The organism is Aeromonas sp. XH (assembly GCF_033348475.1).
Taxonomy (GTDB): domain Bacteria; phylum Pseudomonadota; class Gammaproteobacteria; order Enterobacterales; family Aeromonadaceae; genus Aeromonas; species Aeromonas sanarellii.
Genome location: NZ_CP137630.1, coordinates 2279333 through 2305001, shown reverse-complemented (window position 1 = coordinate 2305001; position 25669 = coordinate 2279333). Strand labels below are relative to the sequence as shown.

The 25669-nt window shown below is 64.1% G+C and carries 21 protein-coding genes and 4 tRNA genes; 17 read left to right on the top strand and 8 right to left on the bottom strand.

Translation table 11 applies throughout. From position 1 onward, the window contains the following. Positions 1–17 precede the first annotated feature (17 nt). Positions 18–935: a DMT family transporter gene (locus tag R2B70_RS10725; RefSeq protein WP_216990330.1), complete on the bottom strand. Its 918-nt coding sequence runs from the start codon at positions 933–935 to the stop codon at positions 18–20. Positions 936–1123: 188 nt separating this feature from the next. On the opposite strand from R2B70_RS10725, the gene R2B70_RS10720 reads away from it, so the two are divergent. The 9 genes from R2B70_RS10720 to yjjG all read left to right on the top strand — a co-directional run bounded on the left by R2B70_RS10720 (position 1124) and on the right by yjjG (position 7918). Further along, the gene (locus R2B70_RS10720) at positions 1124–2011 is read left to right on the top strand and encodes an AraC family transcriptional regulator (RefSeq protein ID WP_318161438.1); all 888 of its coding nucleotides are present in this window, start codon (positions 1124–1126) and stop codon (positions 2009–2011) included. Positions 2012–2272: 261 nt separating this feature from the next. Beyond that, on the top strand, positions 2273–3907 hold the full coding sequence (locus R2B70_RS10715) for an ATP-dependent endonuclease (RefSeq protein ID WP_042076919.1): 1635 nt from the start codon (positions 2273–2275) through the stop codon (positions 3905–3907). A gap of 112 nt (positions 3908–4019) precedes the next feature. Beyond that, a complete protein-coding gene (locus tag R2B70_RS10710; RefSeq protein WP_103243070.1) occupies positions 4020–4739 on the top strand; it encodes a hypothetical protein in 720 nt (239 codons plus the stop codon). A gap of 238 nt (positions 4740–4977) precedes the next feature. Then, positions 4978–5054 (top strand) — tRNA-Met (locus R2B70_RS10705). A gap of 97 nt (positions 5055–5151) precedes the next feature. Continuing rightward, a tRNA-Met gene (locus R2B70_RS10700) sits at positions 5152–5228 on the top strand. Between the two features lie 97 nt (positions 5229–5325). After that, a tRNA-Met gene (locus R2B70_RS10695) sits at positions 5326–5402 on the top strand. Positions 5403–5499: 97 nt separating this feature from the next. After that, a tRNA-Met gene (locus R2B70_RS10690) sits at positions 5500–5576 on the top strand. 144 nt (positions 5577–5720) lie between these two features. Continuing rightward, the gene (locus tag R2B70_RS10685; RefSeq protein ID WP_318161435.1) at positions 5721–7205 is read left to right on the top strand and encodes a leucyl aminopeptidase family protein; all 1485 of its coding nucleotides are present in this window, start codon (positions 5721–5723) and stop codon (positions 7203–7205) included. Between the two features lie 32 nt (positions 7206–7237). Next, positions 7238–7918, top strand: coding sequence for a pyrimidine 5'-nucleotidase (yjjG, locus tag R2B70_RS10680; RefSeq protein ID WP_042075643.1), 681 nt, complete (start codon positions 7238–7240; stop codon positions 7916–7918). A gap of 73 nt (positions 7919–7991) precedes the next feature. Here yjjG and R2B70_RS10675 read toward each other — a convergent pair whose 3' ends face one another. The 4 genes from R2B70_RS10675 to elyC all read right to left on the bottom strand — a co-directional run bounded on the left by R2B70_RS10675 (position 7992) and on the right by elyC (position 13341). After that, on the bottom strand, positions 7992–9248 hold the full coding sequence (locus R2B70_RS10675; RefSeq protein ID WP_318161434.1) for an amidohydrolase: 1257 nt from the start codon (positions 9246–9248) through the stop codon (positions 7992–7994). A gap of 1318 nt (positions 9249–10566) precedes the next feature. Beyond that, positions 10567–11538: a 6-phosphofructokinase gene (pfkA, locus tag R2B70_RS10670; protein ID WP_128344258.1), complete on the bottom strand. Its 972-nt coding sequence runs from the start codon at positions 11536–11538 to the stop codon at positions 10567–10569. 141 nt (positions 11539–11679) lie between these two features. Further along, on the bottom strand, positions 11680–12435 hold the full coding sequence (tpiA, locus tag R2B70_RS10665) for a triose-phosphate isomerase (protein WP_209792494.1): 756 nt from the start codon (positions 12433–12435) through the stop codon (positions 11680–11682). 135 nt (positions 12436–12570) lie between these two features. Then, the gene (gene elyC / locus R2B70_RS10660; protein ID WP_318161433.1) at positions 12571–13341 is read right to left on the bottom strand and encodes an envelope biogenesis factor ElyC; all 771 of its coding nucleotides are present in this window, start codon (positions 13339–13341) and stop codon (positions 12571–12573) included. A 97-nt stretch (positions 13342–13438) separates the two neighbouring features. Between elyC and cmoM the strand changes: the two genes are divergently transcribed. The 7 genes from cmoM (at position 13439) to R2B70_RS10625 (ending at position 22568) form a co-directional block, all read left to right on the top strand. After that, positions 13439–14215, top strand: a complete 777-nt coding sequence (gene cmoM, locus R2B70_RS10655) for a tRNA uridine 5-oxyacetic acid(34) methyltransferase CmoM (protein WP_318161432.1) — start codon at positions 13439–13441, stop codon at positions 14213–14215. 115 nt (positions 14216–14330) lie between these two features. Beyond that, a complete protein-coding gene (gene mukF / locus R2B70_RS10650) occupies positions 14331–15650 on the top strand; it encodes a chromosome partition protein MukF (RefSeq protein ID WP_318161431.1) in 1320 nt (439 codons plus the stop codon). Further along, positions 15631–16368, top strand: a complete 738-nt coding sequence (gene mukE / locus R2B70_RS10645) for a chromosome partition protein MukE (protein ID WP_318161430.1) — start codon at positions 15631–15633, stop codon at positions 16366–16368. The genes mukF and mukE overlap by 20 nt, the downstream gene beginning before the upstream one ends. A gap of 45 nt (positions 16369–16413) precedes the next feature. Next, positions 16414–20841: a chromosome partition protein MukB gene (gene mukB / locus R2B70_RS10640; RefSeq protein WP_318161429.1), complete on the top strand. Its 4428-nt coding sequence runs from the start codon at positions 16414–16416 to the stop codon at positions 20839–20841. A gap of 171 nt (positions 20842–21012) precedes the next feature. Beyond that, entirely contained in the window at positions 21013–21408 is a 396-nt protein-coding gene (locus R2B70_RS10635; protein WP_209793139.1) for a septal ring lytic transglycosylase RlpA family protein, read from the top strand. Between the two features lie 147 nt (positions 21409–21555). Beyond that, positions 21556–22029 (top strand): cupin domain-containing protein, encoded by a 474-nt coding sequence (locus R2B70_RS10630; RefSeq protein WP_216990320.1) that lies wholly within the window; start codon positions 21556–21558, stop codon positions 22027–22029. Between the two features lie 47 nt (positions 22030–22076). Continuing rightward, positions 22077–22568, top strand: a complete 492-nt coding sequence (locus tag R2B70_RS10625; RefSeq protein WP_318161428.1) for a SixA phosphatase family protein — start codon at positions 22077–22079, stop codon at positions 22566–22568. A 104-nt stretch (positions 22569–22672) separates the two neighbouring features. Here R2B70_RS10625 and R2B70_RS10620 read toward each other — a convergent pair whose 3' ends face one another. Beyond that, positions 22673–23263: a hypothetical protein gene (locus R2B70_RS10620; RefSeq protein ID WP_318161427.1), complete on the bottom strand. Its 591-nt coding sequence runs from the start codon at positions 23261–23263 to the stop codon at positions 22673–22675. 129 nt (positions 23264–23392) lie between these two features. Next, positions 23393–23596 carry a hypothetical protein gene (locus R2B70_RS10615; protein ID WP_042075622.1) on the bottom strand — a complete coding sequence of 68 codons (204 nt, stop codon included), beginning with the start codon at positions 23594–23596 and terminating at the stop codon, positions 23393–23395. Between the two features lie 239 nt (positions 23597–23835). On the opposite strand from R2B70_RS10615, the gene R2B70_RS10610 reads away from it, so the two are divergent. Further along, a complete protein-coding gene (locus tag R2B70_RS10610) occupies positions 23836–24702 on the top strand; it encodes a PhzF family phenazine biosynthesis protein (protein WP_318161426.1) in 867 nt (288 codons plus the stop codon). Between the two features lie 380 nt (positions 24703–25082). Here R2B70_RS10610 and R2B70_RS10605 read toward each other — a convergent pair whose 3' ends face one another. Then, positions 25083–25661 (bottom strand): PhnA domain-containing protein, encoded by a 579-nt coding sequence (locus tag R2B70_RS10605; protein ID WP_216990316.1) that lies wholly within the window; start codon positions 25659–25661, stop codon positions 25083–25085. Positions 25662–25669 lie beyond the last annotated feature (8 nt).

The following is a 25669-nucleotide window of genomic DNA, read 5'->3' as shown; positions in this document are numbered from 1 at the left end:
CTTAGGGGCTGGTACCATCATGGGCAAGTACCGTTTGCAGCCCTCGATAACGGCCAGCGCCACGCCTTGACGGGGGGCGCGAAGATCACCAGGTTGCCGATGAGGCTCACCACCACGCCGACGATGGAGACCGTCTGCCAGACGAAGCCCTCATAGAAGGTGGAGAGGGTGAGGGCCACCAGGGGGAAGAGCACGGTGGCGTAGGCCGCCTTGCTGGCGCCGATGCGTCCCACCAGGGTGAGGTAGGCGGTGAAGGCGATGACGGAGCCGAAGATGGCCAGATAGACCATGGACGCGAGGTAGCGGGGGTCTGTGGGCAGGGTGAGGGACTGGCCGAGTACCGTGACCCAGCCCAGCAGCAGCGCCACACCGTACACCATGCCCCAGGGCACCATCTGCAGCACCTGATAGCCCTGGCGCTGGCCCCGGGCCGAGACCAGGTTGCCCAGGGAGAAGCAGAGGGTGCCGCCGCAGGCAAACAGCAAGCCCTTCCAGCCGTTTGCACCCAGTTGCGCATCCGCCAGCACAGGCCAGAACAGCAGCAGGGTGCCAAAGAGCCCCAGCAGCGACCCTTGCAGCCAACGCAGGGTGGGCCGCTTGCCCTCGAACAGCCAGAGGTTGAGGCCGTTGAAGATGCTGGCGCTGGCGAAAATCACCGCCGACAGGCCGCTCGGGATATAGAGGGTGGCGTGGTAGAAGCAGAGGAAGTTGGTGGAAAAGAGCAACGCGCCGAGCAGGGCCGCGTAACGCTGGCCCGCCCAGGGCAGGCGCGGAAACTTGCCGCTCACCGTGAGCAGGGCGAACAGCGCCAGGGCCGCCAGGGCGAAACGATAGAGCACCGAGACCTCGATGGGGATGGGGCCAAGCTGCCAGGCGATGGCAATCCAGGTGCTACCCCAGATGAGGACGGTGGAAACATAGAGCATCAGATTCATGGTGTGACCGCTTCGAGAGGAATGACGTGGGATCAGCATGGACCGGGAGGCGGGGCGGCGGCTTGCACCATCTTGCGGTTTTTTCCACGGGGGCGCAGCCTTTGGTCATGAGGCGCGATAAGATGGTGACAAGAGAGGCGAGGGTGGGCCGAGGGGAGGACAGGGTGCCGCATGCAATGCAGCCAATGATGCCGCAAATCAGACAGGCGGGGGTCTTTGATGCCCTGGTCAGTACCGGGGCCAGGCTGGAGGACTCCTGCTGGCTGGAGCCCGGGCTCGGGGTGGCGAGCTGGCGCAACCGCTACGATCAGACCCGTTACCACAAGCCGGGTCATCACACCATCAGCGTCTACCTGCAGGGGGGTGAGCAGACCGAGCGCCTCGACGAACCCGGCGGCCACGGCGGCGCCGGCAAGGTGTGCATCATGCCGGATCACCACAGATCCGAGTGGCTGGTGCGCGAGGAGTTTCGCTTCTTCCACCTCTACTTCACCCCGGCCCACTTCACCCGCATCGCCGAGCAGGTGTGCGACAAGGAGGGGCGTCACCTGCAACTGGAAGACAAGACCTTCATCGAGGATCCCCAGGCGGCGGCCCTGGTGCAGGGGCAGCTGATGCAGCTGGACTGGCAGCACGGCATCGATCGCATGGCGCTCTCCCACGGCGCCTGGATGCTGATGTTGCACGCCTATCGCCACCACACCCGGGAGGCCCCGGCGCTGCCGGAGGTGCGGGGGGGGCTCGCGCCCGCCGTGGTGCGCCGGGTGCAGGAGTATCTGATGGCGCATCTGGCCGAGCCGGTGACCCTGGGGGAGCTCGCCCGGGAGGCGGGCTTGAGCGAATACCACTTCGCCCGGATGTTCGGCCAGAGCCTGGGCTGCCCACCCCACCGCTATCTGCTGGGGCTGCGGCTCAAGCGGGCCAAGCAGTTGCTGGCGGGAAGCGAGCCCCTGGCCAGCATCGCCGCCCAGTGCGGCTTCTCCTCCCAGGCCCACTTCGGCAACCGTTTCCGGGAGGCCTTCGGCCTGAGCCCGGGCCAGTGGCGCGCCCAGCTGTCATTCTCCTGTCACAGATAACGCTGAGACTCTGGGCAAAAGAGGTGTACCCTCTGTCTCTTGTCCATTGAAAGGAATGCCCATTGAATCATCGCAAACGTCAGACCCGCACCCGCCATCTCTGGTTCAGTCACTGGAATGCCCCCCAGGATCGCGCCAGCCTGCCCACACCGCCCGAACCTCTCGTTCCTCACAGTTCCCGCTGAAAACGCCGCAACCCGGTAGGATTTTTCCGGCAACTTTGCCACTATTGCGCCATCAGGATGGACTGGATATGGCCGCATGTTTCTGGAACGCATTGAAGTCAAAGGTTTTCGCGGAATAAATCGCCTCTCGCTCGGGCTGGACAACACCACAGTGCTCATCGGCGAAAACGCCTGGGGCAAGTCCAGTCTGCTGCGCGCCCTCTGGTGCCTGCTGGGGGACGCCGAGCCCTATCAATTTGGCCTGGATGATTTCCATCGGCCCGAAGATCCCGAGCTCGAACCCTCGCGCAACTTGCAACTGGTGCTCACCTTCAGCGAGTACCGCCCCCAGATGTGCCAGCACTCCCGTCGTCTGGCCCGCCTCGGGGCAGCCTGGATCCCCCACAAGGACAAGTTCCACCGGGTGCACTACCGCGCCAGCGCCGAGCTGCAGGACGATGGCACAGTGCTGACCACCCACGACTTTCTCGACGGCATCGGCAAGAGTCTGGCCATCGACAACAACGAGGCGCTGGTGCGCCTGCTCATCACCATGAACCCAGTGTTCCGGCTGCGGGACGCCCGTACCGCCCGGGACGGCATCGAGCGGCTGCCCTGGGGGGATCTCTGCGAGCAGCGGCTGGGGGAACTGGCCGGCAAGCTCACCGACGAGCCCCAGCGCATCGGCGAGCCCGAGCTCAAGGAGGCGCTGCAGGCGGTGCAACAGCTGATGGAGCACTACTTCAGCGCCCTGGCCCCCATCAAGCACAAGCCCCGCAGCCAGCGGGAGATCGTCAACCGCCCCATGACCCTGCGCAACCCCGGCAACCTGCAGGTGCTGCTGCGCAATGCGGACAACCGGGCGCTGCAACTGGCCATGGCGGGCATGGCGGCCATGCTGCTCCACGCCCGGGGCAACCGGGAGCTGGAGGAGGGGGCCAGGCCCATACTGATGCTGGAGGACCCAGAGAGCCGGCTGCATCCCACCATGCTGGCCCTGGCCTGGGGGCTGCTGGAGCAGTTGCCCGGCCAGAAGCTGCTCACCACCAATTCGGGGGACCTGCTCTCCTCCCTGCCGCTCAATCAGGTGCGCCGCCTGGTGCGTCGCCAGCAGGACATCCTCTGCCACCAGTTGGGAGGGGAGCGCTACAGCAGCGACGATCTGCGCAAGATAGCCTTCCACGTGCGCATCAACAGGCCCATGTCGATGTTCGCCCGCTGCTGGCTGCTGGTGGAGGGGGAGACCGAGATCTGGCTGCTCTCCGAGCTCGCCCAGATCTGCGGCTACAGCCTGCGGGCGGAAGGGGTGCGGATCATCGAGTTCGCTCAGTGCGGTCAGGCCCCCCTCATCAAGGTGGCCCGGGACTTTGGCATAGAGTGGCACCTGCTCACCGACGGTGACGAGGCCGGTGCCAAGTATGCGAGCTCCGCCCGCTCCCTGCTCAAGGGGGAGCGCGAACGGGACCGACTGACCCAGCTGCCGGCGGCGGACATAGAGCACTACCTCTATCACAACGGCTTCGAGGGGGTGTTTCGGCGCGAGGCCGGGGTGGGGGGCCGCTCCACCCTGAACGCCGGACGCATCATCGCCAAGGCGATCCACCACCGCAGCAAGCCCGGCATGGCCCTGGCGGTGGTGGAGGAGGCGGAGCGCCTCGGCAGTGAGCACATCCCCCCCGTGCTCAGGCAGATGTTCGCCCGGGTGGTCGCCCTGGCCCGCGGGCAAAGCTGAGCCCGCGGCGTTGGGAACGGGGAGGAGTTTGGCTATACTCCCCGCCTCTTGTCATTCCTTGTCCTGTGACGGGCGCGCCGGCGCCCGGACTCACACTGTTGCCGGAGACCCTATGTTCGTCCAACTTCCTTTTTGGCTCTTTCCCCTGACCGGTCTGATGGCCCTGGGGGCCCTGATCGCCGTCGGCCTCGTCCTGTGGCGCGGCGATCTCTGCCCGGGCCAGCGTTCGCGGATCACCACCCAGATCTTCTCGGTCTGGGTGATCACCGGGCTCTCCCTGATGCTGGCGATCGAAGCCGGCATTGAGGGCTGGCTGATCTGGAGCGGAGGCGCCGCCCTGATCCTCGGCGTCGTGCTCTCCCTGGCTCAGTCCCGTCTGGAGGGCAAGCGCGCCATCCCCGCCAGCCTGCTGTGGCTGCCCGCCCTGCCGCTCGCCCTCTATGGGGCGGGCCTGCTGCAGATCCAGGGCTGGCTCGGCGGCCTGCTGCAGATGGTGCTGCTGGGATCGGCCTTTGCCCACCTGATGCTGCTGCGGGCTCGCCATCGCCTGCAGGCCTTCAACCTGCTGCTGCCCCTGGCGGGGCTGGTGGCAGCCATGCTGAGCCTCATCTGGCTGGCGGTGCTGGTGGGCTGGCAGGGGAGCGGCGAGGGGCTCGACGCCCTGATCCCCGGGGTCCTGACCCAGGCCGGCCTGCTGGTGGCCGCCCTGCTGCTCTGGTTCAGCCCCCTTTACCGCCAGCAGGAAACGGCCCCCGTGGTGCTCTCCGTGACCCTGTGCGGTCTCATCATCGCCCAGATTGCGGCGACCAGCGTGCTGCACCAGCTGGCCTGAGCCCGGTGCCGTCGCGCGGCCCGCCCCCCCGGGGTGCGGGCTTTTTTTATGGCAAAGAGGCGCCAGACAGGGAGCGTGGAGGGGAGGGTACTGAGGCCCGGAAAATGTCGGGCTGCCTGAAAAAACTGCGATCTGTTGCAAAAGAAAACAGCATGTGACGGTTTAATCCTCGAATAAACTTTTTTTAGGATAATTACTTGCAATCTCAACGTTGGCGCCTATTATGGGCGACCTCGGACGCGGGGTTGAGCAGCTCGGTAGCTCGTCGGGCTCATAACCCGAAGGTCGTCGGTTCAAATCCGGCCCCCGCAACCAACTTATTTGTGTCCATGGCAAGGCAAACGCCTGGCGGCGGAGACGAAGACAGCAAGGGGCATCTGCTCTGCCTCTTGTGGTGGCAGTACAATTCGGACGCGGGGTGGAGCAGCTCGGTAGCTCGTCGGGCTCATAACCCGAAGGTCGTCGGTTCAAATCCGGCCCCCGCAACCAACTTATTTGTGTTCATGGCAAGGCAAACGCCTGGCGATGGAGACGAAGACAGCAAGGGACCACTGCTCTGTCTCTTGTGGTGGCAATACAATTCGGACGCGGGGTGGAGCAGCTCGGTAGCTCGTCGGGCTCATAACCCGAAGGTCGTCGGTTCAAATCCGGCCCCCGCAACCAACTTATTTGTGTTCATGGCAAGGCGAATGCCCTGTGGTGGAGACGAAGACAGCAAGAGGCATCTGCTCTGTCTCTTGTGGTGGCAATACAATTCGGACGCGGGGTGGAGCAGCTCGGTAGCTCGTCGGGCTCATAACCCGAAGGTCGTCGGTTCAAATCCGGCCCCCGCAACCAACTTCTGACTGCTTTTCTTCTGCGTTACCTCTCTGATTCTCTCCAGCATCTGTTGCTTGCACACAATAATGTGTGTTTTTCCGATCCCTCTCGCCAATTGTTCGGTATCATCCTGGTTTCTGTTCATGGATGAGGCCGCAACCTGTGATGACCCCTTTCAGCTATTCCCCTCCCACAATCACGATGCAGACCGCCTCCCTCACCGAGGTAATGGCGAGCAGGGTGCCCGTCAAGCTCCTGCTCATTGCCGAGTCAGAGCGGGAGACCCTGCTGGCTCAGGCCCCCTTCGCCCCCGTGGCGGCCCAGATAGCCCTGGGTCAGAAGGCCCCCTATTCCCTGACCGACAGCCAGGGCCTGCAACAGGTGATCTTCGTCGAGCCCAGCCCCGCCCTGGATCATCGACTCTACAAGCAGGTGCGTACCTGGGTGGCCCCCCTTTCGGGGCTCAAGGCGACGGAGCTGGCGCTGCACCTGGAGGGCTTCGATGCCGTCCACAGGGCGCGGCTGGCGGAGCTGGTGATCGCTGCCCTGCTCGCCGCCGACGTCCCCCTGCCGACCCAAAAGCGGGACGAGGAGGCAAGGCCCGGCTATCAGCAACTGTACCTCTCTCCCCCGTGCGAGCTGGACCCGGCTCGGGTGGCGGCGGAGGCCGAAGGCAACGGCCTGGCCCGCCACCTGGCGGTGCTGCCCGCCTCCGAGCTTGACGCCCAAGGCTACCGGGCCTTTGTGCAGCAACTGGCGCAGCAGGAGGGGTGGCAGTGGCAGGAGTTTGACGAGGCGGCCCTCGCCACCCTGGGCGCCGGTGCCTTCCTGGCGGTGGCCAGGGGCTCGGCAAACGGTCAGGCCGCCATCGTCAGGCTCAGCTACTGCCCGGCCAACCCGGTACGCCGCCTCGCGCTGGTGGGCAAGGGGATCTGTCACGACTCCGGGGGCTACAACCTGAAAGTCGGTGGCAGCATGTATGGGATGCACCTGGACATGGGGGGCAGCGCGGTGGCGCTGGGGACGCTCCATGCCATCAGCCGGGCGAAACTGCCCGTTGAGGTGCACTGCTGGCTCGCCATCGCCGAGAACCACATAGGCCCGCAGGCCTACCGGCCCGGGGAGGTGGTGACTGCGCTGAACGGCACCACCATAGAGGTGGTGGACACCGACGCCGAGGGGCGCATGGTGCTGGCGGATGCCCTGACCCTGGCGGCCGGGGACAAGCCCGATCTGCTCATCGACTACGCCACCCTGACCGGGGCCTGCAAGCGAGCGCTCGGCAGCCGCTACAGCGGCGCCTTTACCAATCGATCCGAGTGGCTACCCGAGCTGATCAGCCTGGGCCAGCAGAGCGGGGAGCGCGTCTGGCCCTTCCCCCTGGACGAGGATTACGACGACAACCTCGAGAGCGAGTGGGCGGATCTGTTACAGTGTGCCCCTGGCGCCTCGCCGGATCATATCGATGCCGCCCGTTTCCTCAGCCGCTTCGTGCCCGAGCAGACGCCCTGGCTGCACCTCGATCTGAGCGGTTTTCGCAGCAAGGGGGGCAACGGCGTGGTCGGCAGCGAGGTGACCGGTTTTGGCGTCAGGCTGACCCTGACCCTGCTCGACAGCCCATTGGGGATGGCCGCGCCCGACGCATGACATGTGGCCAAGCACAACCAATAAGGACAAGCGTGAAACAAGCAAGCTATGACTGGGTGCTGTTCGATCTGGACGAAACCCTGCTCGATTTTCCGGTCGCCAGGGCGCTGGAGCGGACCCTGCAGATCTACGGCGTGGCGCCGACTCCCCCCAAGATGGCGGAGTACCATGCCCTCAATCAGCGGCTCTGGCAGCAGTACAACTCGGGCGAGATCGACGCCGCCCACCTGCAGCAGACCCGTTTCTCCCTGTTTGCCGAACAGGTGAACGTGGCCCCCATGGCGATGAACGACACCTTCCTGCAGCAGATCATCGCCCTGAGCGTGCCGCTGGAGGGGGTGGAGGAGACGCTGAAGACCCTCAAGGACAAGGTCAGGATGGGGATCATCACCAACGGCTTCAGCCTGCCCCAGCGCGGGCGCCTCGACAAACTGGGCTGGAACGCATGGTTTGAGCCTCTCGTTATCTCTGACGAGGTGCAGGTGACCAAGCCGGCGGCGGCCATCTTCCAGCATGCCCTGGCGCAGATGGGGCAGCCGAGCCCGGCGCGGGTGCTGATGGTGGGGGACAACCCCAAGACCGACATCGCCGGCGCCGCCGCCCAGGGGCTGGCCACCTGCTGGTACAACCCGGGCCGCGAGGCGGGGCCCTGCGACGCGACCCACGAGATCCACCACTTCGCCCATCTCTCCGCCATAGTGCTGGGAGCCTAGGCACAACCCTTGCCCGCAAGGGCGTAAAAAAACAAGGCAGCCCATGGGCTGCCTTGTTTGCATCCGGCGCCAGCTATCGCCCGAGGCGGGCGAGCAGCCAGGCTTCCAGCAGCGCCACACCGGGGGCCAGCACGGCCTCGTCGAAGTCGAACTGCGGGTGGTGGTGGGGCGCCGCCAGGTTGGCCCCCAGGATGACATAGGCGGCCTGACCGCCGTGCTGCTGCACCCGCTCGATGAGAAAACCGGCGTCCTCGCTGGCCCCGAAGCGGCGGGTGTGGATGGTCTCGAGCGCTATCTCCTGTGCGAGGGGCACGAGCTCCTCGATCAGGGCCGGGCTGTTCTCGATGCCGATGGCTTCCCCCTGTTTGCGGATGAGGTAGGTGGTGCCCTGCATCAGGGCGGCCCCTTCCACAATCCGCTGCACCTGATTGAACATGTAGTCGTTGAGGGCCGGCGTCGCGCCGCGGGTCTCTCCCATCAGGCGGGCATGGCCCGGGATGACATTGCGCCCGCTGCCGCCGTTGAGCTGGCCCACATTGATGCGGGTCATGCCGTCCCGATGGCGGGGAATGCCGAGCATGGCCGTGGTGGCCATGCAGGCCGCCGCCAGGGCATTGTGGCCCGCGTTGGGCTCGAGCCCCGCATGGGCGGCTTGCCCCATAAACTCCACATCGAACTTGGTGGAGCAAAGAAACTCGGTGGGGTTGACCACCAGCTCGCCGCTGCTCGCGTGAATGCCGATATGCAGCGCCAGCAGGGCGTCCACGTCGTCGAGCTGGCCCCCTGCCGCCAGCGCCTTGCCGCCGCGGCATCCCTCTTCGGCAGGCTGGAAGAAGAGCTTGATACGGCCATGGAGGCGATCGGCGAGGGCCGCGATCCGCTCGGCCAGCACCAGCCCGATGGCGGTATGACCGTCGTGGGCACAGGCGTGCATCCAGCCCGGGTTGGCGGAGTGCCAGTCTCCCTGGCCGGGCAGGTGTGACGCCTCCTGGCTCTCTTCGACCTCCACCGCATCGATGTCGAAGCGAAACGCCAGGGTGGGGCCGGGACGAGCGCTCTCCCAGAGTCCCATCACCCCGGTGAGCTCGTCGATGCGTGCCAGCCACTCCGGGTGCGCACCCTGGTGCAAAGCGCGCGCCTTCTGGGCCTCGACGTCTATTTCCCGTCCCATGATGAGGTTGCTGGCGAGCAGCTGATCCCCCAACACGACGGAGAAACCGAGCTCATGGAGACGTTGGGCGATGAGGGTGGTGGTGCGAAATTCACACCAGGCGGCTTCGGGGTGACGGTGAAGGTCGCGGCGCCAGTGGCGCAAGGCATCCTGAGTCATGGTGATTCCTGCATGGCAAATCCAGCGGCCATTGTGACGGGCAGGGGAGCAAGAGTAAATCCCGGGATGGCGGATGCGACAAGGGGAGCCTGGGCTCCCCTTGAAAGATGGCATGGATGCCGCGAGGTGGCTTTATGACCGCCCATGGCGCTCAACGAGAGATTGGCACTCGATTTTTCCCAGACGGCTCAAAAACTCACGTTGCCGTCTGTTTTTTGAACCCGTTCGGCCTGTGTCGAGTCGCAGGCGAACAACAGTGGCTGATTGACCGGCTTAGAGCTGTGCCAATGAAGGCATGGAGACGGCAACCAGGGTGAAAAACACGGTGAAAACGGCGGTAACTACGAACTCTTTCATGATTCTATCTCCCTTGGTTGGCTCATGATGGAACCAAGATACCACAACGGAACGATAAAACAACGAAAAATGTAATTATGGGGCAAAAGTGGTTGGTAGGTGAAATATGGCTGCATTTGTGCAAGTTTAAGGGCGTTTTTTGTCCTGACAAGGATTTCATGGTGATGTCAGTGAAAGAAGATATATATAAATCCTTTAAATACATTTGGTTATGTTGTTGTTGTAACTCTTTCTATTGTGGTTTCGATTGGAGTCTTCGTGGTGGCTTCCATTTTACGGTAGCAAAATGGCCTGCGGGATGCGCCGATTGATGTCGTCATGGGACGGTTGGTGGCTGCCAGCCAGGTTTTGTCATCCCATGTCATGTTTTCTCACGACTTGTGCCCTAACCCCAGTCTGCAAGGCTATTTCCAGCCAGGGTTATCCGATGAAGGCTCAATTTTCTGCTCATCCCAAACAGGATGGGAGCAAAAAGAGTACGGAAAAACGACAAAACGGTCGCCAAAGGAGCATGGAAGTGAAAGGGGGAGGCGGGAAAATGGGGGATCGATCTTCATGGGGCCTTGGGTGGCCGGACGCCCCGTTTCTCTCTGTTTTCTTGGGGGGCGAGCCACCGGGCCCGCGCGCAGGAGGAGCGGGAGATATCGTCGGCCCACCCGGGTTGCTATATGGCGCCTGTGTGATGGGATGAAGGGCAGGGGAGCCCTGGCGCAGGGCCGTGGCACTGCGGCACGAAGGCCTTTATCCAGACCTGTCGCGAACAAGGTGAGCAAGAAGAAAAGCAGGGGAAAGAAGTAAAGGAGAAGGTCGTGGGGTCAGAGGCTCAGGGCCGTCGGGCAAGGGGTAAGACATGGCGACAGTGGCAAGTGGATAGTCGGGCGCCCCACAGAGGGGGCTGGGGGGTGAGGAGCCCGCATAAAAAAACCCTCCAGAGGAGGGTTTTTTTGTCAGGCCACCGCGCTTAGAACAGGGTGGTGGAGAGATCGTACAGCTCCTGGTTGAACGGGCGCTTGAGGTTCTCGATGCAGTCGATGATGTCGTGGTGCACCATCTCGTTGCCCTGGATACCGACGCAGCGGCCACCCTGGCCGGCCAGCAGCTGCTCGACGGCGAAGGCGCCCATGCGGCTGGACATGATGCGATCACGGGCAGTGGGGGAACCGCCGCGCTGGATGTGGCCCAGGATGGTGGCACGGGTCTCGCGGCCGGTCATGGCCTCGATGTCTTTTGCCAGGGCGTTGACGTCGGTGACGTGCTCGCAGATGGTGATGATGGCGTGCTTCTTGCCCTTGGCTTCGCCTTCCTTGATCTGTTGCAGCAGCTTCTCCTTGTCGAAGGCCACTTCCGGCACGATCACGTACTCGGCGCCACCGGCCACGGCAGCGGACATGGCCAGATCGCCGCAGTGGCGGCCCATGATCTCGACCACTGAGATGCGGTGGTGGGAGCTGCAGGTGTCGCGCAGGCGGTCGATGGCGTCAACCACCACGTTCAGGGCGGTATCGAAGCCGATGGTGAAGTCGGTACCGGCGATATCGTTGTCGATGGTGCCCGGCAGGCCGATGCAGGGGAAGCCCTCTTCGGTCAGCTTCTTGGCGCCCATGTAGGAGCCGTCACCGCCGATGACCACCAGGGCGTCGATGCCGTGCTTCTTCAGGTTCTCGATCGCTTCGGCGCGGACTTTCGGGTCCTTGAAGGCGGGGAAACGGGCAGAGCCCAGGAAGGTGCCGCCGCGGTTCACCACGTCGGAGACGCTGTGACGCTCGAGCTTGACGATACGGTCCTGGTGCAGACCGAGGTAGCCATCATAGATGCCGTAGACTTCCAGGCCATGATGCAGACCGGCACGCACCACGGCGCGGATGGCTGCGTTCATACCCGGTGCGTCACCACCACTGGTCAAAACACCAATACGTTTGATTTGTTTGGTCATGAGTGCCTCTGGATCTGAGTTGTCGAAAATCAATATCTGAAAAATACGGACAGCCGTTTTTACTATATCGGCTTTCCTATGGCGAAGGGTCCATAGGAAAGCGATATGCAGAGAGGGGCGGGGCCCCTCTCTCCTGGCCGCTTACTTGGCGGCGCCAGCGATGATCTGGGAGAAGTCGTCCACCTTCAGGGACGCGCCACCCACCAGGCCGCCGTCGATGTCCGGCTGACCGAACAGATCGGCAGCGGTGGCACCGGTCACGGAGCCGCCGTACAGGATCTGTACCTTGGCAGCCACGTCTGCATCAAAACCGGCCAGGTACTGGCGGATGTGAGCGTGCACGGCCTGTGCGATTTCCGGGGTGGCAGTCTTGCCGGTGCCGATGGCCCAGACCGGCTCGTAGGCGATGACGGCGTTGGCAAAGGAGGCGATGCCGCAGCGATCGATCACGGCCTTGAGCTGGGTCTCGACCACCTGGTTGGTGGTGCCGGCTTCGAACTGGGCCAGGGTTTCACCGATGCACAGAACCGGGATCAGGCCGCCCTTCTGGATGGCTTCGTACTTGGCCGCCACCACGTCGTCGGTCTCTGCGTGCAGGGTACGACGCTCGCTGTGACCCACCAGGGAGTAGGTGCAACCGAAGGCTTTGAGCATGGAGGGGGCGTTTTCGCCGGTGAAGGCGCCGGACTCGTGGACGTCGGCGTTCTGGGCACCGTAGGCGATCTTGCTGCCGGCGGTCAGCTGTTCAACCAGACCCAAAAAGATAACCGGAGGGCAGACGGCCACTTGCACGGACGGATGAGCGGCAGCGGCCGGGGTCAGTCCTTTGATCAGGGCTTCTACAGAAGCCTTGGTGCCGTTCAGTTTCCAGTTACCCATTACCAGGTGCTGTCTCATCTTCTATATCTCCTAGGCATTTGATTGCGCAACATTATATGAATTGAACCGAGCCCAAGATAGCTGACCCGGCGGCAAATGACGTAATTTTTTTTCGCTTTCCTGATCCAAATCAGGAATGCAAGGCGCGATTGCTCACTCGGTGACCTGCCCCCGCAAACGGGCCCACCATACTCCAATCCACTCGTGAATGGCAGCCTCGGAATACATCAGATAACGCCCCTTCGGCAGGTAGCTGTAGAGGGGTTGCGGCTCCTGACTCTGCTTGGCGGTGTAGTCCGTGGGAGCCGGCACCGCATCGAGTCCCTGACCGCGATACAGGGCCATGGCTCGGGGCAAATGGGTGGCAGAGCTCACCAGGACCACCCGCTTGCCCTTGAGATGGCGGGCGATGCTGACAGCCTCGTCGTGGGTGTCTTTGTTGTTTTCAAACAACGTCATCCGGGCGCGGGGGATGCCGAGCGTCTCGGCCATGCGGGCGTTGACCTCGGCATTGGAGAGCGGATCCCCGGAAACATAACCGGAGAAGACCAGCTCGGCTCCTGGATAGGCCTGGGCGAGGCGCACCCCCTCCAGGGTGCGAGCCAGGGAGATGTTGTTCTGCCAGGAGCGCTCGGGCACCGCCGGATCGCTCACATGGCCGTTGCCGAGCACCACGATGGCCTGGATGTCCGGATGCTGGCTCACCTCGAACGGCGGATAGGTCTGCTCCAGGCTGCGGGCCAGTTCATAGCTCACCGGCCGGGTCCCCATCAGGGCGATGATCACCAAGGAGAGGGTCGCCAGCAGCTTGCCGGTTCTCTGAAAGCGGGTGAACCAGAGCAGCACGAGCGCCAGCACCAATAAGGAGAGGGAGAAGGGGAGCGGCATCAACAGATGACCCAGCCACTTTTTAAGCTCGAACACGGCAGACACTTCCTTGAGTTTTCAGCAAATTCGGGATGTGACAGAATACCCCTCTTTTTGGTCTGGCCCAATCCTGTGGCCAAGAGTTGAGAGTGTCTTGAAGCAAGATCAGAGTTTTGACGGGCGTGCGGACAAGTTCGCCCGCAACATTTACGACTCCACCAAGGGGCGCATTCGCACCACCATTGTCTGGAGCGACATCGAAGCCTGCCTGGCGCGCCTGGGCAATCGGCCCCTTCGCATCCTGGATGCCGGCGGCGGCTTTGGCTACTTCGCTCAGAAGCTGGCGACCATGGGCCATCAGGTGGAGCTGTGCGATCTCTCGGCAGAGATGCTGGATCTCGCCCGGGAGCAGATCGCCCAGAAGGGGCTGGAAGACAGAATTCGTCTCATCCATTGCCCCATTCAGGCTCTCAGGCAGCACCTGAGCGGCACCTTCGATCTGGTACTCTGCCACGCGGTGCTGGAGTGGCTCGCCGAGCCGCGCCAGACCTTGCTGGGTCTGTTCCCTTTCGTCAAGCCAGGGGGCATACTGTCGCTGCTTTTTTACAATCGTCACGGCCTCCTGTTTCAGAGCCTGGTGGTGGGCAATTTCGACTATGTGCGTCTGGGCCTTCGCAAGAAACGCCAGACCGCCCTGACGCCCACCAACCCTCAGTTGCCGGAGCAGGTCTACGACTGGATAGGCCGGGGGGGATTGCGGATCATCGGCAAGACGGGGGTGCGCGTCATCCACGACTACATGCGCCACAAGCAGGATCAGCACGAGAAGTTCGAGGATCTGCTCGCCATGGAGCAGCAATATTGCCGTCAGGAACCTTTTGTCTCCCTTGGGCGCTACATCCATGTGATGGCCCAGAAACCGGCCGGTTGAGACACACCGGCGTGAATGCGATGCGGGATCCAGCCGCCGGGGCGCCACCGACCCCGGCCTATATCACCACGGCGGGCGAGTGACCCGCCGACTATAACAACGAGATGATAACGTCATGATGAGTACATCCCGTACCCTGCCAGAGACGGTGGGATGGGTCAGACAGGAGGGGTTGTCCCTGAACCTCCCCACCGACAGGCTGGCCTTTCTGATCGCGATCAAGACGCTGTCCGAGGACGAGTCTGATCTCTCCGAGGCCGCGCTGCACGACGCCTTTGGCTATGTGAGCAGTGCCTTCGGCCAGATGGACGAGACCCTCACCGGTCGCGCCAACAACGCCATCAACGATCTCATTCGCCAGCAGCTGCTGTCGCGTTTCACCACCGACATGGTGGCAGGGGAGAGCCTCTACCGCCTGTCGCGCCTTGGCATGAGCATCGTCGACTTCTTCCTGGAGAGCCGCCAGGTGGACTCCATCAAGCTCTCCATCCTGCTCGAGCACCTGGCCGCCGAGCTCGACACCGCCCGCAAGGCGGCGCTCGAGACCAACACCCGGGAGCAGTGGGATGCCGAGGTGCTGCCACGGCTCACCTTCTCCCTGGAGGAGACGCTGGGGCGCATCGATCTCACCCAGCGCGCCATGGACGAGCAGCAGAACCAGGTCAAGAGCGAGATCGCGGCCCTGCTGACCCAGAACTGGGTCGACGCTATCCACAGCTGTGAAAAACTGCTGCACGAGACCGGCCAGACCCTGCGCGAGCTGCAGGACACCCTGGACGCCGCCGGCCACCGCCTGCAGGCGGGGCTGCTCAACATTCAGGAAGCCGCCCAGGGGCGCGACGATCTCTTCCACGTCGAGGAGCTGACCCACGCCCTGCAGGGGCGTCTGGACGTCATCACCGCCTGGGGCCAGCAGTGCATCGAGCTCTGGTCCCGCTACGACAGGCACGTCCACAAGTTCATCCGCAACGCCATCGACATGGACAAGAACCGCGCCTTCAGCCAGCGGCTGCGGGAATCCATCCGCAACTTCGAGCAGCACAGCTTCTTGCTGAAGGTGGCCGAGGAGCTCCGTCTGCTGGAGCTGCGGGATGAAACCATCGCCATCCACGACGAGGAGGTGACCGGCGAGGTGCCCCTCGAGATGGAGTACGTGGAGATGGTGGACATCAACCAGGAGCTGGCGGAGCGCATCGAGCGCTACCTGGCCCGCTACCCCGAGCAGGGGGATCGGCTGGATCTTGCCGACGTGCTGCGGGAATACCTGCTGGACTACCCGGCCCATGCCCACTTCGACGTGGCGCGCCTCCTGATCGATCAGGCCGTGCGTCTCGGCCATGCCAGCGGTGAGCGCGAGCACCACCGCCAACCCGCATGGAAACCCATCAACCAAGCTGGATCCAAGGTTCAGGCCTATGTCATCGATCAATACTGATTTCCCCTTGCCCCTGCGCCTCGCAGAGGCCATCGCCAACCCCTTGTTTCCGCGCATCGATACCGCCCTGCGCTCCGGTCGCCACATCAGTGCCGACGAGTTTGAGCAGCACTCGGCCCTGGTGGAGTACCACCAGGAGCTGGAGCTCTTCTACGGCCGCTATCAGGTGGAACTCATCAAGGCGCCAGAAGGCTTCTTCTACCTGCGTCCGCGCCCGAGCGCCGACATCGGCACCACTGTGCTCTCCGAGCTCGATATGCTGGTGGGCAAGGTGCTCTGCTACCTCTTCTTGAGCCCGGACCGTCTCGCCTCGGAAGGGGTGTTCGCCATGAGCGAGCTGCAAGAAGAGGTGCTGGGTCTGGCGGACGAGAAGCAACTGCTGCGTATGGTCAACAGCCGCTCCGGCGGCACGGATCTGGACAAGAAGAAACTCCTCGAGAAGATCCGCACCTCCATGCGTCGCCTCAAGCGCCTCGGGATGATCACCCCCCTTGGCAACAGCGACAAGTTCAGGGTCAACGAATCCGTGTTCCGCTTCGCCGCCGACGTGCGCTCCGACGAGGATCCCCGTGCGGTGCAACTGCGGATGATCCAGGAAGGGGAGGCCATCTTCCACGACGACGAGATGCCGAGCAGCGATTCCCTGTTCGAGGATATCGAAGAGGATCTGGACGAAGAGCAGCTGGAGCTGGAGGTGGAAGATGATCTGCAACGTTAATGTTCTGGCACAGATGGTGTCTGCCGGTTTGATGGAGAGTGTGGCGTGAGAGGCAAATTCAAATCCCTGACCATGGTCAACTGGAACGGCTTCTTCGCCCGCACCTTCGATCTCGACCAGCTGGTCACGACCCTTTCCGGCGGCAACGGCGCGGGCAAGTCCACCACCATGGCGGCCTTTATCGCGGCGCTCATTCCCGACCAGTCACTGCTCCATTTCCGTAACACCACGGAGGCGGGCTCCTCCAGCGCGTCCCGGGACAAGGGGCTCTACGGCAAGCTGCAGCGCGGCCACTGCTATTCGCTGCTGGAAGTGATGAACAGCCGCGAGCAGCGGATCTGGGTCGGCGTCCACCTCGAACAGGTGGCGAACCGGGACAACAAGGTCAACATCACCCCGTTCGCCCTGGTGGATGTGCCCGAGCATCTGGCGCCCACGGATCTGCTGCTGGAGAAGCTCGACGACGGCAAGGGCCGGGTACGTGCCTTCGCCGATCTGAAGGGGGCGGCAGCGGAGCTCGGCGCGCTCAAGGTCGCCAAGTTCAATACGGTGACCGATTATCACAACTTCATGTTCGAGTTCGGCATCACCCCGAAGAAGCTGCGGGATCAAAAGGATCGCGGCAAGTTCTATCGCCTGATCGAAGCCTCCCTCTACGGCGGTATTTCGTCTTCCATCAGCCGCTCCCTGCGTGAATACCTGCTGCCGGAGAACTCCGGGGTACGCAAGGCGTTCCAGGACATGGAGGCGGCCATCTACGAGAACCGCCGCACCCTGGAAGCCATCAAAGAGACCCAGGGTCAGCGGGATCTGTTCAAGAATCTCATCACCGAGACCACCCACTATGTTGCGGCTGAGTATGTGCGGGGCGCCGCCGAGAAGAGCCGCCTCTCCGAGCTGGCCCTCAAGGCCAGGTCCGAGCTCGCGGGCAAGCGTCGCCTGCTGGCCGAAGAGAAGCAGCGCGCCATCTATCTGGCGGACGAGGTGGATCAGCTCACCAACCGCGAGAAACTGCTGACCGACGAGCTGGAGTCCGCCGCCGAACACCTGGCCAAGGTGATGGCGGCCGTGGCCCTACAAAAGAAGATTGCCCTCTATCGCGCCGATCTGGCGGAGCTGGTGGACAAGCTGGAGCAGCAGCAGGCGGTGGTGGAAGAGATCCACGGCCAGCTGCTGGAGGTGGAGGAACGCAAGGAGCTGGCCCAGGCCGAGGTGGACAGCCTCAAGACCCAGCTCGCCGACTACCAGCAGGCGCTGGACATCCAACAGACCCGCGCCATCCAGTACCGCCAGGCGGTGCAGGCGCTGGAGACTGCCCGCGAGCAGTGCGAGCTGCCGGGGTTGACCGCCGAGCAGGCGAGCGACACCCTGCATCAGTTCCGCGCAGCCGAGCAGAGCCTCACCAGCCGGGTGCTGGGGGCCGAGCAGCAGCTGGCGCTGGCCAAGGCGGCGGTGGCCGAGCACGAAGCGGCGTTGGCGCTGCTGCTCAGCATCGCCCCCGAGACAGTGCGCGAGGCCGCCTGGCCCACGGCGCAGGCGCTGCTCAAGCGCCATATCGAGGACAAGGCCCGCATTGCCCAGGGGCAGGGGCTGCGCGCCGCCCTGGCTCGCCTCGAGAAAGAGAGCGAAAGCCAGAAGACCCTCTTGCGGCTGCGAGACGAGCTGGCCCAGGCGTCTGGTCAGCACATTGCCAGCAGCGACGAGCTGGAGATCTTCCTCGAAGCCCAGCGCACCCGTCAGGAGGAGCTGAGTGAGCAGCAGGCGGAAGTCAACCAGCGCCGCGCCAGCCTCGAGCATCAGGGCACCCAGCTCGGCCGAGATATCGCGGAGCTGACCAAGCTGGCGCCGCGCTGGCTCAAGTCGTTCGAGAAGCTCGAACAACTGCGCGAGCAGAGCGGATTGCCGCTCGCCACCGCCGAGGCGCTCTCGGCCGGCATGCAGAGCGTGCTCGACAAGGAGCGGGAGTTCGAGCAGGAGAGCAATCGCATTCAGGGCCAGAAACAGGCGCTGGAGCTGCAAATTCGCAACCTGCAGCTGGGGGCCGGCGAGGCCGACCCGCGCCTCGCCCGCGTTGCCGAGCAGGTGGGGGGCGTGCTGCTCTCCGACGTCTATGACGACATCTCCATCGACGATGCCCCTTACTACTCCGCGCTCTACGGCCCGGCTCGCAGCGCCCTGGTGGTGCTCGACCTTGAGGGCGCCATCGAGCGGCTGAAAAAGCTGGAAGATTGCCCGGAGGATATCTACCTCATTCAGGGCAACCCCGACTCCTTTGACGAGGATCTGGTCGAGGCCGACGAGCTGGGGGACGCCGTGCTGGTGCGCACCAGCAAGCGTCAGGTGCGCTTCTCCCGCTACCCCGAATTGCCGCTCTTTGGCCGCGCCGCCCGGGAAAAACGGATCGAACAGCTGGAGCTCGAGCGGGAAAACCTGGTCGAGGGTTACGCCAAGGCCGCCTTCGAACAGCAGAAGTACCACCGCCTCTACGGTCACTTCCGCGACTTTATCGGCCAGCATCTGGATATCGCCTTCCGCCCGGACCCCGAAGCCGAAGTGCAGGCCAAACAGCACGAGCAGCGTAAGCTGCAAGAAACCATAGCCGAGTGTGACAAGCAGCTGGCCGAGGGCAAGGCGGCGGCCGCCCAGCTGATCCGATATATCCAGCTGGTGCAGGGGATGCTGCCCTTTGCCCACCTGTTTGCCGAAGCCGACCTGGCGGCCCGACTCGAGGCGGCCCGTGCCGACGTGGAGGCCCTGAAACAGGCCGAAGCCTTTATCGCCAGACACGGCAAGGCGCTCGAGAAACTGGAAACCCAGGTGCAGGTGCTGCGTCAGGATCCCCAGGATCTCGCCGCCCTGCAGGCGGCCTATGATGAGGTCAGCGACCTGCTGGCAGAGCAGAAGCGCCGCTGCTATGCCCTCGATCAGCTGGTGGCCCGTCTGCCGCACTTTGCCTATCAGGACGCGCAAGACCTGCTCGGCAAGGCCTCCGAGATGAGCGAGCGGCTCAAAGAGAAGCTGAAAGCGGCCGAGCTTGCCGCCCGCACCGCTGGCGAGCAGCACAAGCAGATCACCCAGCGTCACACCGAGGCGCTGCAGCTGCGCACCGCGCTCGATTCCAGCGCCTCGGCCAAGGGCCAGACCCTGGCGGAGTTCGAGCAGGAGCTGGCGGCCATGGGGCTGACCCTGTCCGACGACATGGAAGAGAAGGCCCGCGCCCACAAGAAGGAGATCGAGGAGCTGCTTATCCGCACCCGGACCCGTCGCACCAGCGCCGAGGCCCAGTTGCAGGTGTGCAAGCGCGAGATCGAATCCCTCGGCGGCCGTCTCAAACTGGAGGGTAAGGATTACTACGGCGCCCGCAAATCCCTGGTGGGCCACAAGGCGAGCTGGTCGCGGGTGGTGCGTCTGGCGCGGGAGACCGACGTCGAGAAGCGCCTCAACAAGCGCGAGCTGGCCTATCTTGACAGCGACGAGCTGCGCTCCATGTCGGACAAGGCCCTCGGCGCCCTGCGAGTGGCGGTGGCCCACGACGAGGCCCTGCGCGATGCGCTGCGTCTGTCGGAAGGCAACCGCAACACCGAGCAGAAGGTCGCCTTCTACGTGCAGGTCTACCGTTACCTCAAGGATCGCATCCGCAACGACATCATCCGCTCGGACGATCCGGTGGAGGCCATCGAGGAGATGGAGATCGAGCTGGCGCGGCTCGCCGACGAGCTCAAGCAGCGGGAAACCCATCTGTCGCTCTCCTCCCACGAGGTGGCGGCCAAGATCACCAACATCATCCGCCGCGAGCAGAACCGCATCCGGGTGCTGAACCAGGGCCTGCAGAACATCGCCTTCGGCCTGGTGCGCGGGGTGCGCCTCAACGTCAATATCCGCGAGGCCCACACCCGTCTGCTCACGGCGCTCGCCGATCAGAGCGCCATGCACAACGATCTGTTCGCCGACAAGGAGCTCAGCTTCTCCGAGGCCATGGCCAAGCTGTTCCAGCGCCTGAACCCGCAAGTGGAGCAGGGGGAGCGCAACTACCAGGTGATGGGGGATATCTTGCTCGACTATCGCAACTACCTGGAGCTGGAGATCGAGGTGCAGCGCGGGGCCGATGGCTGGCTGCGGGCCGAGAGCGGCGCGCTCTCCACCGGCGAGGCGATCGGTACCGGTCAGGCCATCCTCTTGATGGTGCTGATCAGCTGGGAGGAGGAGTCCCGCCGCCTGCGCGGCAAGGACATCGCCCCCTGCCGCCTGTTGTTCCTCGACGAAGCGGCGCGCCTGGATGGCAAGTCCATCGCCACCCTGTTCGAGTTGTGCGAGCGGCAGGACATGCAGCTCCTCATCGCGGCGCCGGAGAACATCAGCCCGGAGAAGGGCACCACCTACAAGCTCATCCGCAAGGTGCAGGGCAAGCACGAGCACGTGCACGTGGTGGGACTGCGCGGCTTCGGCTTTGCCGACGACAAGCTCATCGCCTGACGGGGATACCCTGACAGGGGCTGACGGAGCGATACGCAAAACGGGAGGCCTGGGCCTCCCGTTTTCCATGGGAAATATGAGAGAGTAGGCCCCTGTTCGCGGGAGCCCGCCTGGCCATGAAAGCCGGGCGGGGCAAACGCGATATCTCATAACGGGTCGAGGAAGTCGATGATGAGGACCATGGTGCAAAGAGGGCTGCTGTTGCCCCTCGGCTTTTTGCTGGCGGCCTGCAGCAGTCAGCCGGACGTGAGTGGCGGATCGGACGGCAGCTGGCGTGGCTATACCCAGACGGGGCTGGCCTCCTACTATGCCGATCGCTATCACAACAAGAAGACGGCGAGCGGCGAGCGATACAACAACAGTGCCAGCACCGCCGCCCACATGACGCTGCCCTTCGGTACCATGGTGAGGGTGACCAATCTCGCCAACGGCAAGAGCGTGGTGGTGCGGGTCAACGACAGGGGCAACTTCGCCAGGGGGCGCATCATCGATCTCTCCAGGGCGGCCTTCAGCCGCATAGGCAACACAAGATCCGGCCTTATCAAGGTCAGGCTCGAGGTGATCTAGGGGGTGGCAGGGGCCTCAGTCTGCGCCTGTGGCAAGTGCCCAGGACTGCTGACTAGCCCTTCCACCCCTTGACCGTGTTTCGCCGCCAAGATCCGGGGTCAAGGTTCGGGGTATAACTAAGAGAGCATCCACAAGGAGGGTCAAGACATGGCTGGCAAGAGGCCCATTCAGGCAACGGCAATTCCCGAGAACACGGCAAAGTCCCTCTATCCGGAGCCCTTTGCCACCCTGGTCAAGCACCGCACCAAGCGCAAACTCGGGGATCATTTCGGCCTTGCCAACTTCGGGGTCAACCTGACGACCCTGGCGCCAGGCGCCATCTCGGCGCTCAAGCACCATCACGGCAGGCAGGATGAGTTCGTCTATGTGCTCTCGGGCACGCCCACCCTGCGCCACGGGGAGGAGGAGTACCAAATGTCGCCGGGGGAGTGCATCGGTTTCAAGGGGGGCAGCGGACTGGCCCACCAGCTGCGCAATCACGGGGAGGTGGACGCCGTCTATCTCGAAGTGGGGGACAGGCTGCCAGGCGACACCGTCGAGTACCCGGACGACGATCTGGCCCTGGTGCAGGGTGCCGATGGCACCTGGTCTGCCCGACATAAAGATGGTTCGCCTTATTGAGCATGGGTTCGGTGGACGGTCGCAGCCCGACAAGTGAGGAAGGGCAGATGAAGAGAACGTTGATCCTGGTGCGCCATGGCAAGTCGAGCTGGGAGCAGGTCAGCCTGGCGGATCGGGAGCGCCCCCTGGCCGCACGGGGGCTGCGCGATGCCCCCCTGATGGGGGGGCGCCTGGCAAGGGAGGGGGTGAGGCCAGATCTCATCCTCTCGAGCCCGGCCTGCCGGGCGCTGTCGACGGCCCGGCTGCTCGCCCATGAGCTGGGCTATCCAGAGGGCAAGATAGCCATCGACGATCGCCTCTACGAGAGCGATGTCGAGACCCTCCTCGGGGTGATGGGTGAGCTTGCTGACGAGCTTATGAGCGTGCTGCTCGTGGGGCATGACCCCGAGTTCACTGCCCTGGCCCACGGCTTCTCCCGCGGGATCGTCCGGATGCCGACCTGCGCCGTCGCCCGCTTCACCTTCGATGCCCCCTCCTGGTCTAGCGTCCCGTCCCGCAAGCCGGTGACGGCGGAGCTTGACTATCCGAAACAGGGGTAGGGGGCCGCAGCGCTGCCTCCCGCGGGCCGACGGGCCCGCAAGCATGACGACAGATCAAACAGCAAGGGGAGCCTGGCGCACCCCTTGCTGTCATCCTTGTGCGCCTATCTGGCCGCGATGGGCCCCTTGGTTCCGGCGTCCTTGTCGACCCAGCCATCTTCTCCCTTGAGGCGGCGATCCCCCTGGATGCGATAGGTGACCATGCCGTCCTCGAACACCAGGGCGCCGTCGGATTTCCTGGCACTGACCTGCTTGTCGTTGACCCACACCTGATCCTTGTCATCGATGCGGATGCTGGCCACGGTGGCTCCCGTTTCGGGGAAGGTGGCGACCCAGTTGCCGGCATAGGGGCTGGCGCTGGCCGCTGCGGGGGCGGTGCCAAACCCGGCGGCCTCGTTCTCGGCCCTGGTCTTGTTGATGTCACAGCCATTGAGTTCGCTCACCTGGGTACAGCCTGAGCGCGCCAGCTTCTGCTCATAGCTCATGTTCAATCCGCCTTCGGCGGCCGGTGCGGCGGTGCCAAATCCTGCCCTGGCGTTTTCCGCCTTGCTCTTGTGAATATCGCAGCCCTGGGCTTCGGTGACCTGGGTACAGCCTGAGCGTTCGAGTTGCTCGGCGTATTTGGCGTTGATGGCCTGAACCTGGGCGCTGCCCAGCAGGGAGAGGGTCAGGGCGAGAGCGGCATGTCTGAACATGGTCAATTCCTCGGGAGGTGGGGCATTCAGGCGCGCCGCCCCCTGGCGGCAACGCACGTGGGTCGGCAATGGCGAGTGCGCGACCGTCTCTCACGATAGCAGGGCGGCGCGGCGCATGACACCGCGCACTCAGCTCTGGGGAATGCGCACGCCCTTGTCGAGGTAGAGGCTGCTGTAGTGGGCGCGGTGGGTGACGAACATCACCTGATGGCGGCTGCCGTCGGAGAGGATGAGGAAATCGCCGGCCTGGGCCGGGCTTTGCAGGCGGATCTCGTGCTCGGGGGCGGTCAGCTTGTCGGCCTCCTCCCGGAAGGTGAGGGTGTAGGAATACATATGGCGCTCCACTGCAGGCTCATATCCGGACACATCAGTACAACTCTAGCCCCGACGCCCGGGGTCTGCGGCGCCCAAGCGGCACCGCTGCTGCAGAACACCCTGGCGCGCCGCCAGGCCCTGTGCGTCCGCCCCTTTTATGGGTAAGCTGGCCTTCAATCCCTGACGTGCGGGGCTGGCACGCCAGGATGCACGCAGGATCACCCTGAGCATGAGATGATGAGAGACAAGGAGTCACCATGACCACACTCGCCACCGAGCTGGTACGGATCGCTGCCTTTTCCGAGGGGGAGCAGGGGGGCAACCCCGCCGGTGTCTGGATAGGGGATGACCTGCCCGCGCCGGAGGCGATGCAGCGGATCGCCGCCGAGGTGGGATTTTCGGAGACCGCCTTCGCCGCCCCGCTGGCCGGGGCGCCAGGGGAGGGAATACGCCGATGGCGGGTGCGCTACTTCTCCCCCGAGGCCGAAGTGCCCTTCTGCGGTCACGCCACCATCGCTCTCGGGGTGGCGCTGGCCCGCCGCGTAGGGGGCGGGGAGCATGAACTCTGCCTCAGCCAGAGCCAGATCAGGGTAACTGGCTGGCAGGACGACGCGGGGCAGTGGCAGGCGGCGCTGCAATCACCGCCGACCCGCAGCCGGCCGGCGCCCGCCGATCTGATGCGCGAGGCTCTGGCGCTGTTTGGCTATGACGCGGCCAGCCTGGATCCCCGCATTCCTCCTGCACTCATCCACGGCGGCGTCGACCACCTGGTGCTGGTGCTCAAGGAGCGCTCGGCACTGGCGGCCATGGAGTATGAGCTGGCCCAGGGGCGGCTGCTGATGCGCCGGGAGGGGCTGGTGACCATACTGCTGGTCCATGTGCAAGGGGATAGGCTGTTCCATGTCCGCAATCCCTTCGCCTATGGCGGCGTCTACGAGGATCCGGCCACGGGCGCCGCGGCCGCGGCCTTCGCCGGTTATCTGCGGGATCTCCACTGGCCCCACGGCGGGGCCATCGAGATCCGGCAGGGGGAGGAGATGGGCATGCCGTCGCGGCTCCATGCCGAGATCCCGACCGAGCCCGGCAGCGGGATCCGGGTTTCTGGCCGGGCCCGTCTGATGTAGCCCTTCCAATAAAAAAACCGCCTGATGGCGGTTTTTTCATTGCGCAGCCCCTATTTCAGGGCTTTTTTCAGCTTCTTGATCTTGCCTTCGTGCTTGGCAATCTTCGCCTGGCGGGCGGCGATCTGCTTCTTGATCTCTTTCTTGCTGGCCATGGGGCTGCTCCTTGGTGTCTTGGGCGTCATGGGGATCATGGTGCCCGGGGTCTCTCCATGCGTGCCGGGAAGGCCCTCTCCATTGGCGCACTGGCAGCCAGGGGAGGGGGCACACCGCGGAACTGGTTTGCAGGATAGTCCAGTTTTCCGGTCGCGCCATTCCATTTTCGCCCGCAGGGGGCAAGAAAAAAGCGCCCCTGGGGGCGCTTTTGGCAGGCTGGGGCGGTATCAGGCCTTCTTCAGGTAGGCGGCCACCAGCACGATCTGCATGCCGTTCACCTTGCCCTCGATGTGCAGCGGGTTGTTGGTCAGGCGAATGCCCTTGACCAGGGTGCCGCGCTTGGCGGTGAAGCCCGCGCCCTTGACGTCCAGATCCTTGATCAGGGTGACGGAGTCCCCTTCGACCAGCACGGCGCCGTTGGAGTCGACGGTCGGCACGCTGTCGTCATCGTCGCTCGCCATGCCGGCTTCTGCCCAGGCCTTGACCTCGTCTTCCATGTACATCATGTCCAGCATGTCCTGGGCCCAGAGCTCGCCCCGGGCGGCGAGGGCCTTCAACTGGCGCCAGGCCATCACCTGCACCGCCGGCACCTGGCTCCACATGCTGTCACCCAGGCAGCGCCAGTGGTTCACCTCGGTGGTGTCCGGCTGCTCCAGCTGGCCGCGGCAGGTGTCGCAGAGTGCCACGCTGTGGTCGTCGTCGCTGGCGGGGGAGTGCGGCACCGGGAAAGCAGTCAGCGCATGTTCTGCGCCACACAGCTCGCATTTGGCGTTTGCACGGGCTTGCAGGATGGCATTGATGGTCATGATTGGGT

Excerpts from the sequence above, each read along its gene's own strand:
- R2B70_RS10725 (WP_216990330.1), bottom strand. The coding sequence starts at position 935 with ATGAATCTGATGCTCTATGTTTCCACCGTCCTCATCTGGGGTAGCACC.
- R2B70_RS10720 (WP_318161438.1), top strand. The coding sequence starts at position 1,124 with ATGCCGCAAATCAGACAGGCGGGGGTCTTTGATGCCCTGGTCAGTACC.
- R2B70_RS10715 (WP_042076919.1), top strand. The coding sequence starts at position 2,273 with ATGTTTCTGGAACGCATTGAAGTCAAAGGTTTTCGCGGAATAAATCGC.
- R2B70_RS10710 (WP_103243070.1), top strand. The coding sequence starts at position 4,020 with ATGTTCGTCCAACTTCCTTTTTGGCTCTTTCCCCTGACCGGTCTGATG.
- R2B70_RS10675 (WP_318161434.1), bottom strand. The coding sequence starts at position 9,248 with ATGACTCAGGATGCCTTGCGCCACTGGCGCCGCGACCTTCACCGTCAC.
- pfkA (WP_128344258.1), bottom strand. The coding sequence starts at position 11,538 with ATGACCAAACAAATCAAACGTATTGGTGTTTTGACCAGTGGTGGTGAC.
- tpiA (WP_209792494.1), bottom strand. The coding sequence starts at position 12,435 with ATGAGACAGCACCTGGTAATGGGTAACTGGAAACTGAACGGCACCAAG.
- mukF (WP_318161431.1), top strand. The coding sequence starts at position 14,331 with ATGATGAGTACATCCCGTACCCTGCCAGAGACGGTGGGATGGGTCAGA.
- mukE (WP_318161430.1), top strand. The coding sequence starts at position 15,631 with ATGTCATCGATCAATACTGATTTCCCCTTGCCCCTGCGCCTCGCAGAG.
- R2B70_RS10635 (WP_209793139.1), top strand. The coding sequence starts at position 21,013 with ATGAGGACCATGGTGCAAAGAGGGCTGCTGTTGCCCCTCGGCTTTTTG.
- R2B70_RS10630 (WP_216990320.1), top strand. The coding sequence starts at position 21,556 with ATGGCTGGCAAGAGGCCCATTCAGGCAACGGCAATTCCCGAGAACACG.
- R2B70_RS10625 (WP_318161428.1), top strand. The coding sequence starts at position 22,077 with ATGAAGAGAACGTTGATCCTGGTGCGCCATGGCAAGTCGAGCTGGGAG.
- R2B70_RS10620 (WP_318161427.1), bottom strand. The coding sequence starts at position 23,263 with ATGTTCAGACATGCCGCTCTCGCCCTGACCCTCTCCCTGCTGGGCAGC.
- R2B70_RS10615 (WP_042075622.1), bottom strand. The coding sequence starts at position 23,596 with ATGTATTCCTACACCCTCACCTTCCGGGAGGAGGCCGACAAGCTGACC.
- R2B70_RS10610 (WP_318161426.1), top strand. The coding sequence starts at position 23,836 with ATGACCACACTCGCCACCGAGCTGGTACGGATCGCTGCCTTTTCCGAG.
- R2B70_RS10605 (WP_216990316.1), bottom strand. The coding sequence starts at position 25,661 with ATGACCATCAATGCCATCCTGCAAGCCCGTGCAAACGCCAAATGCGAG.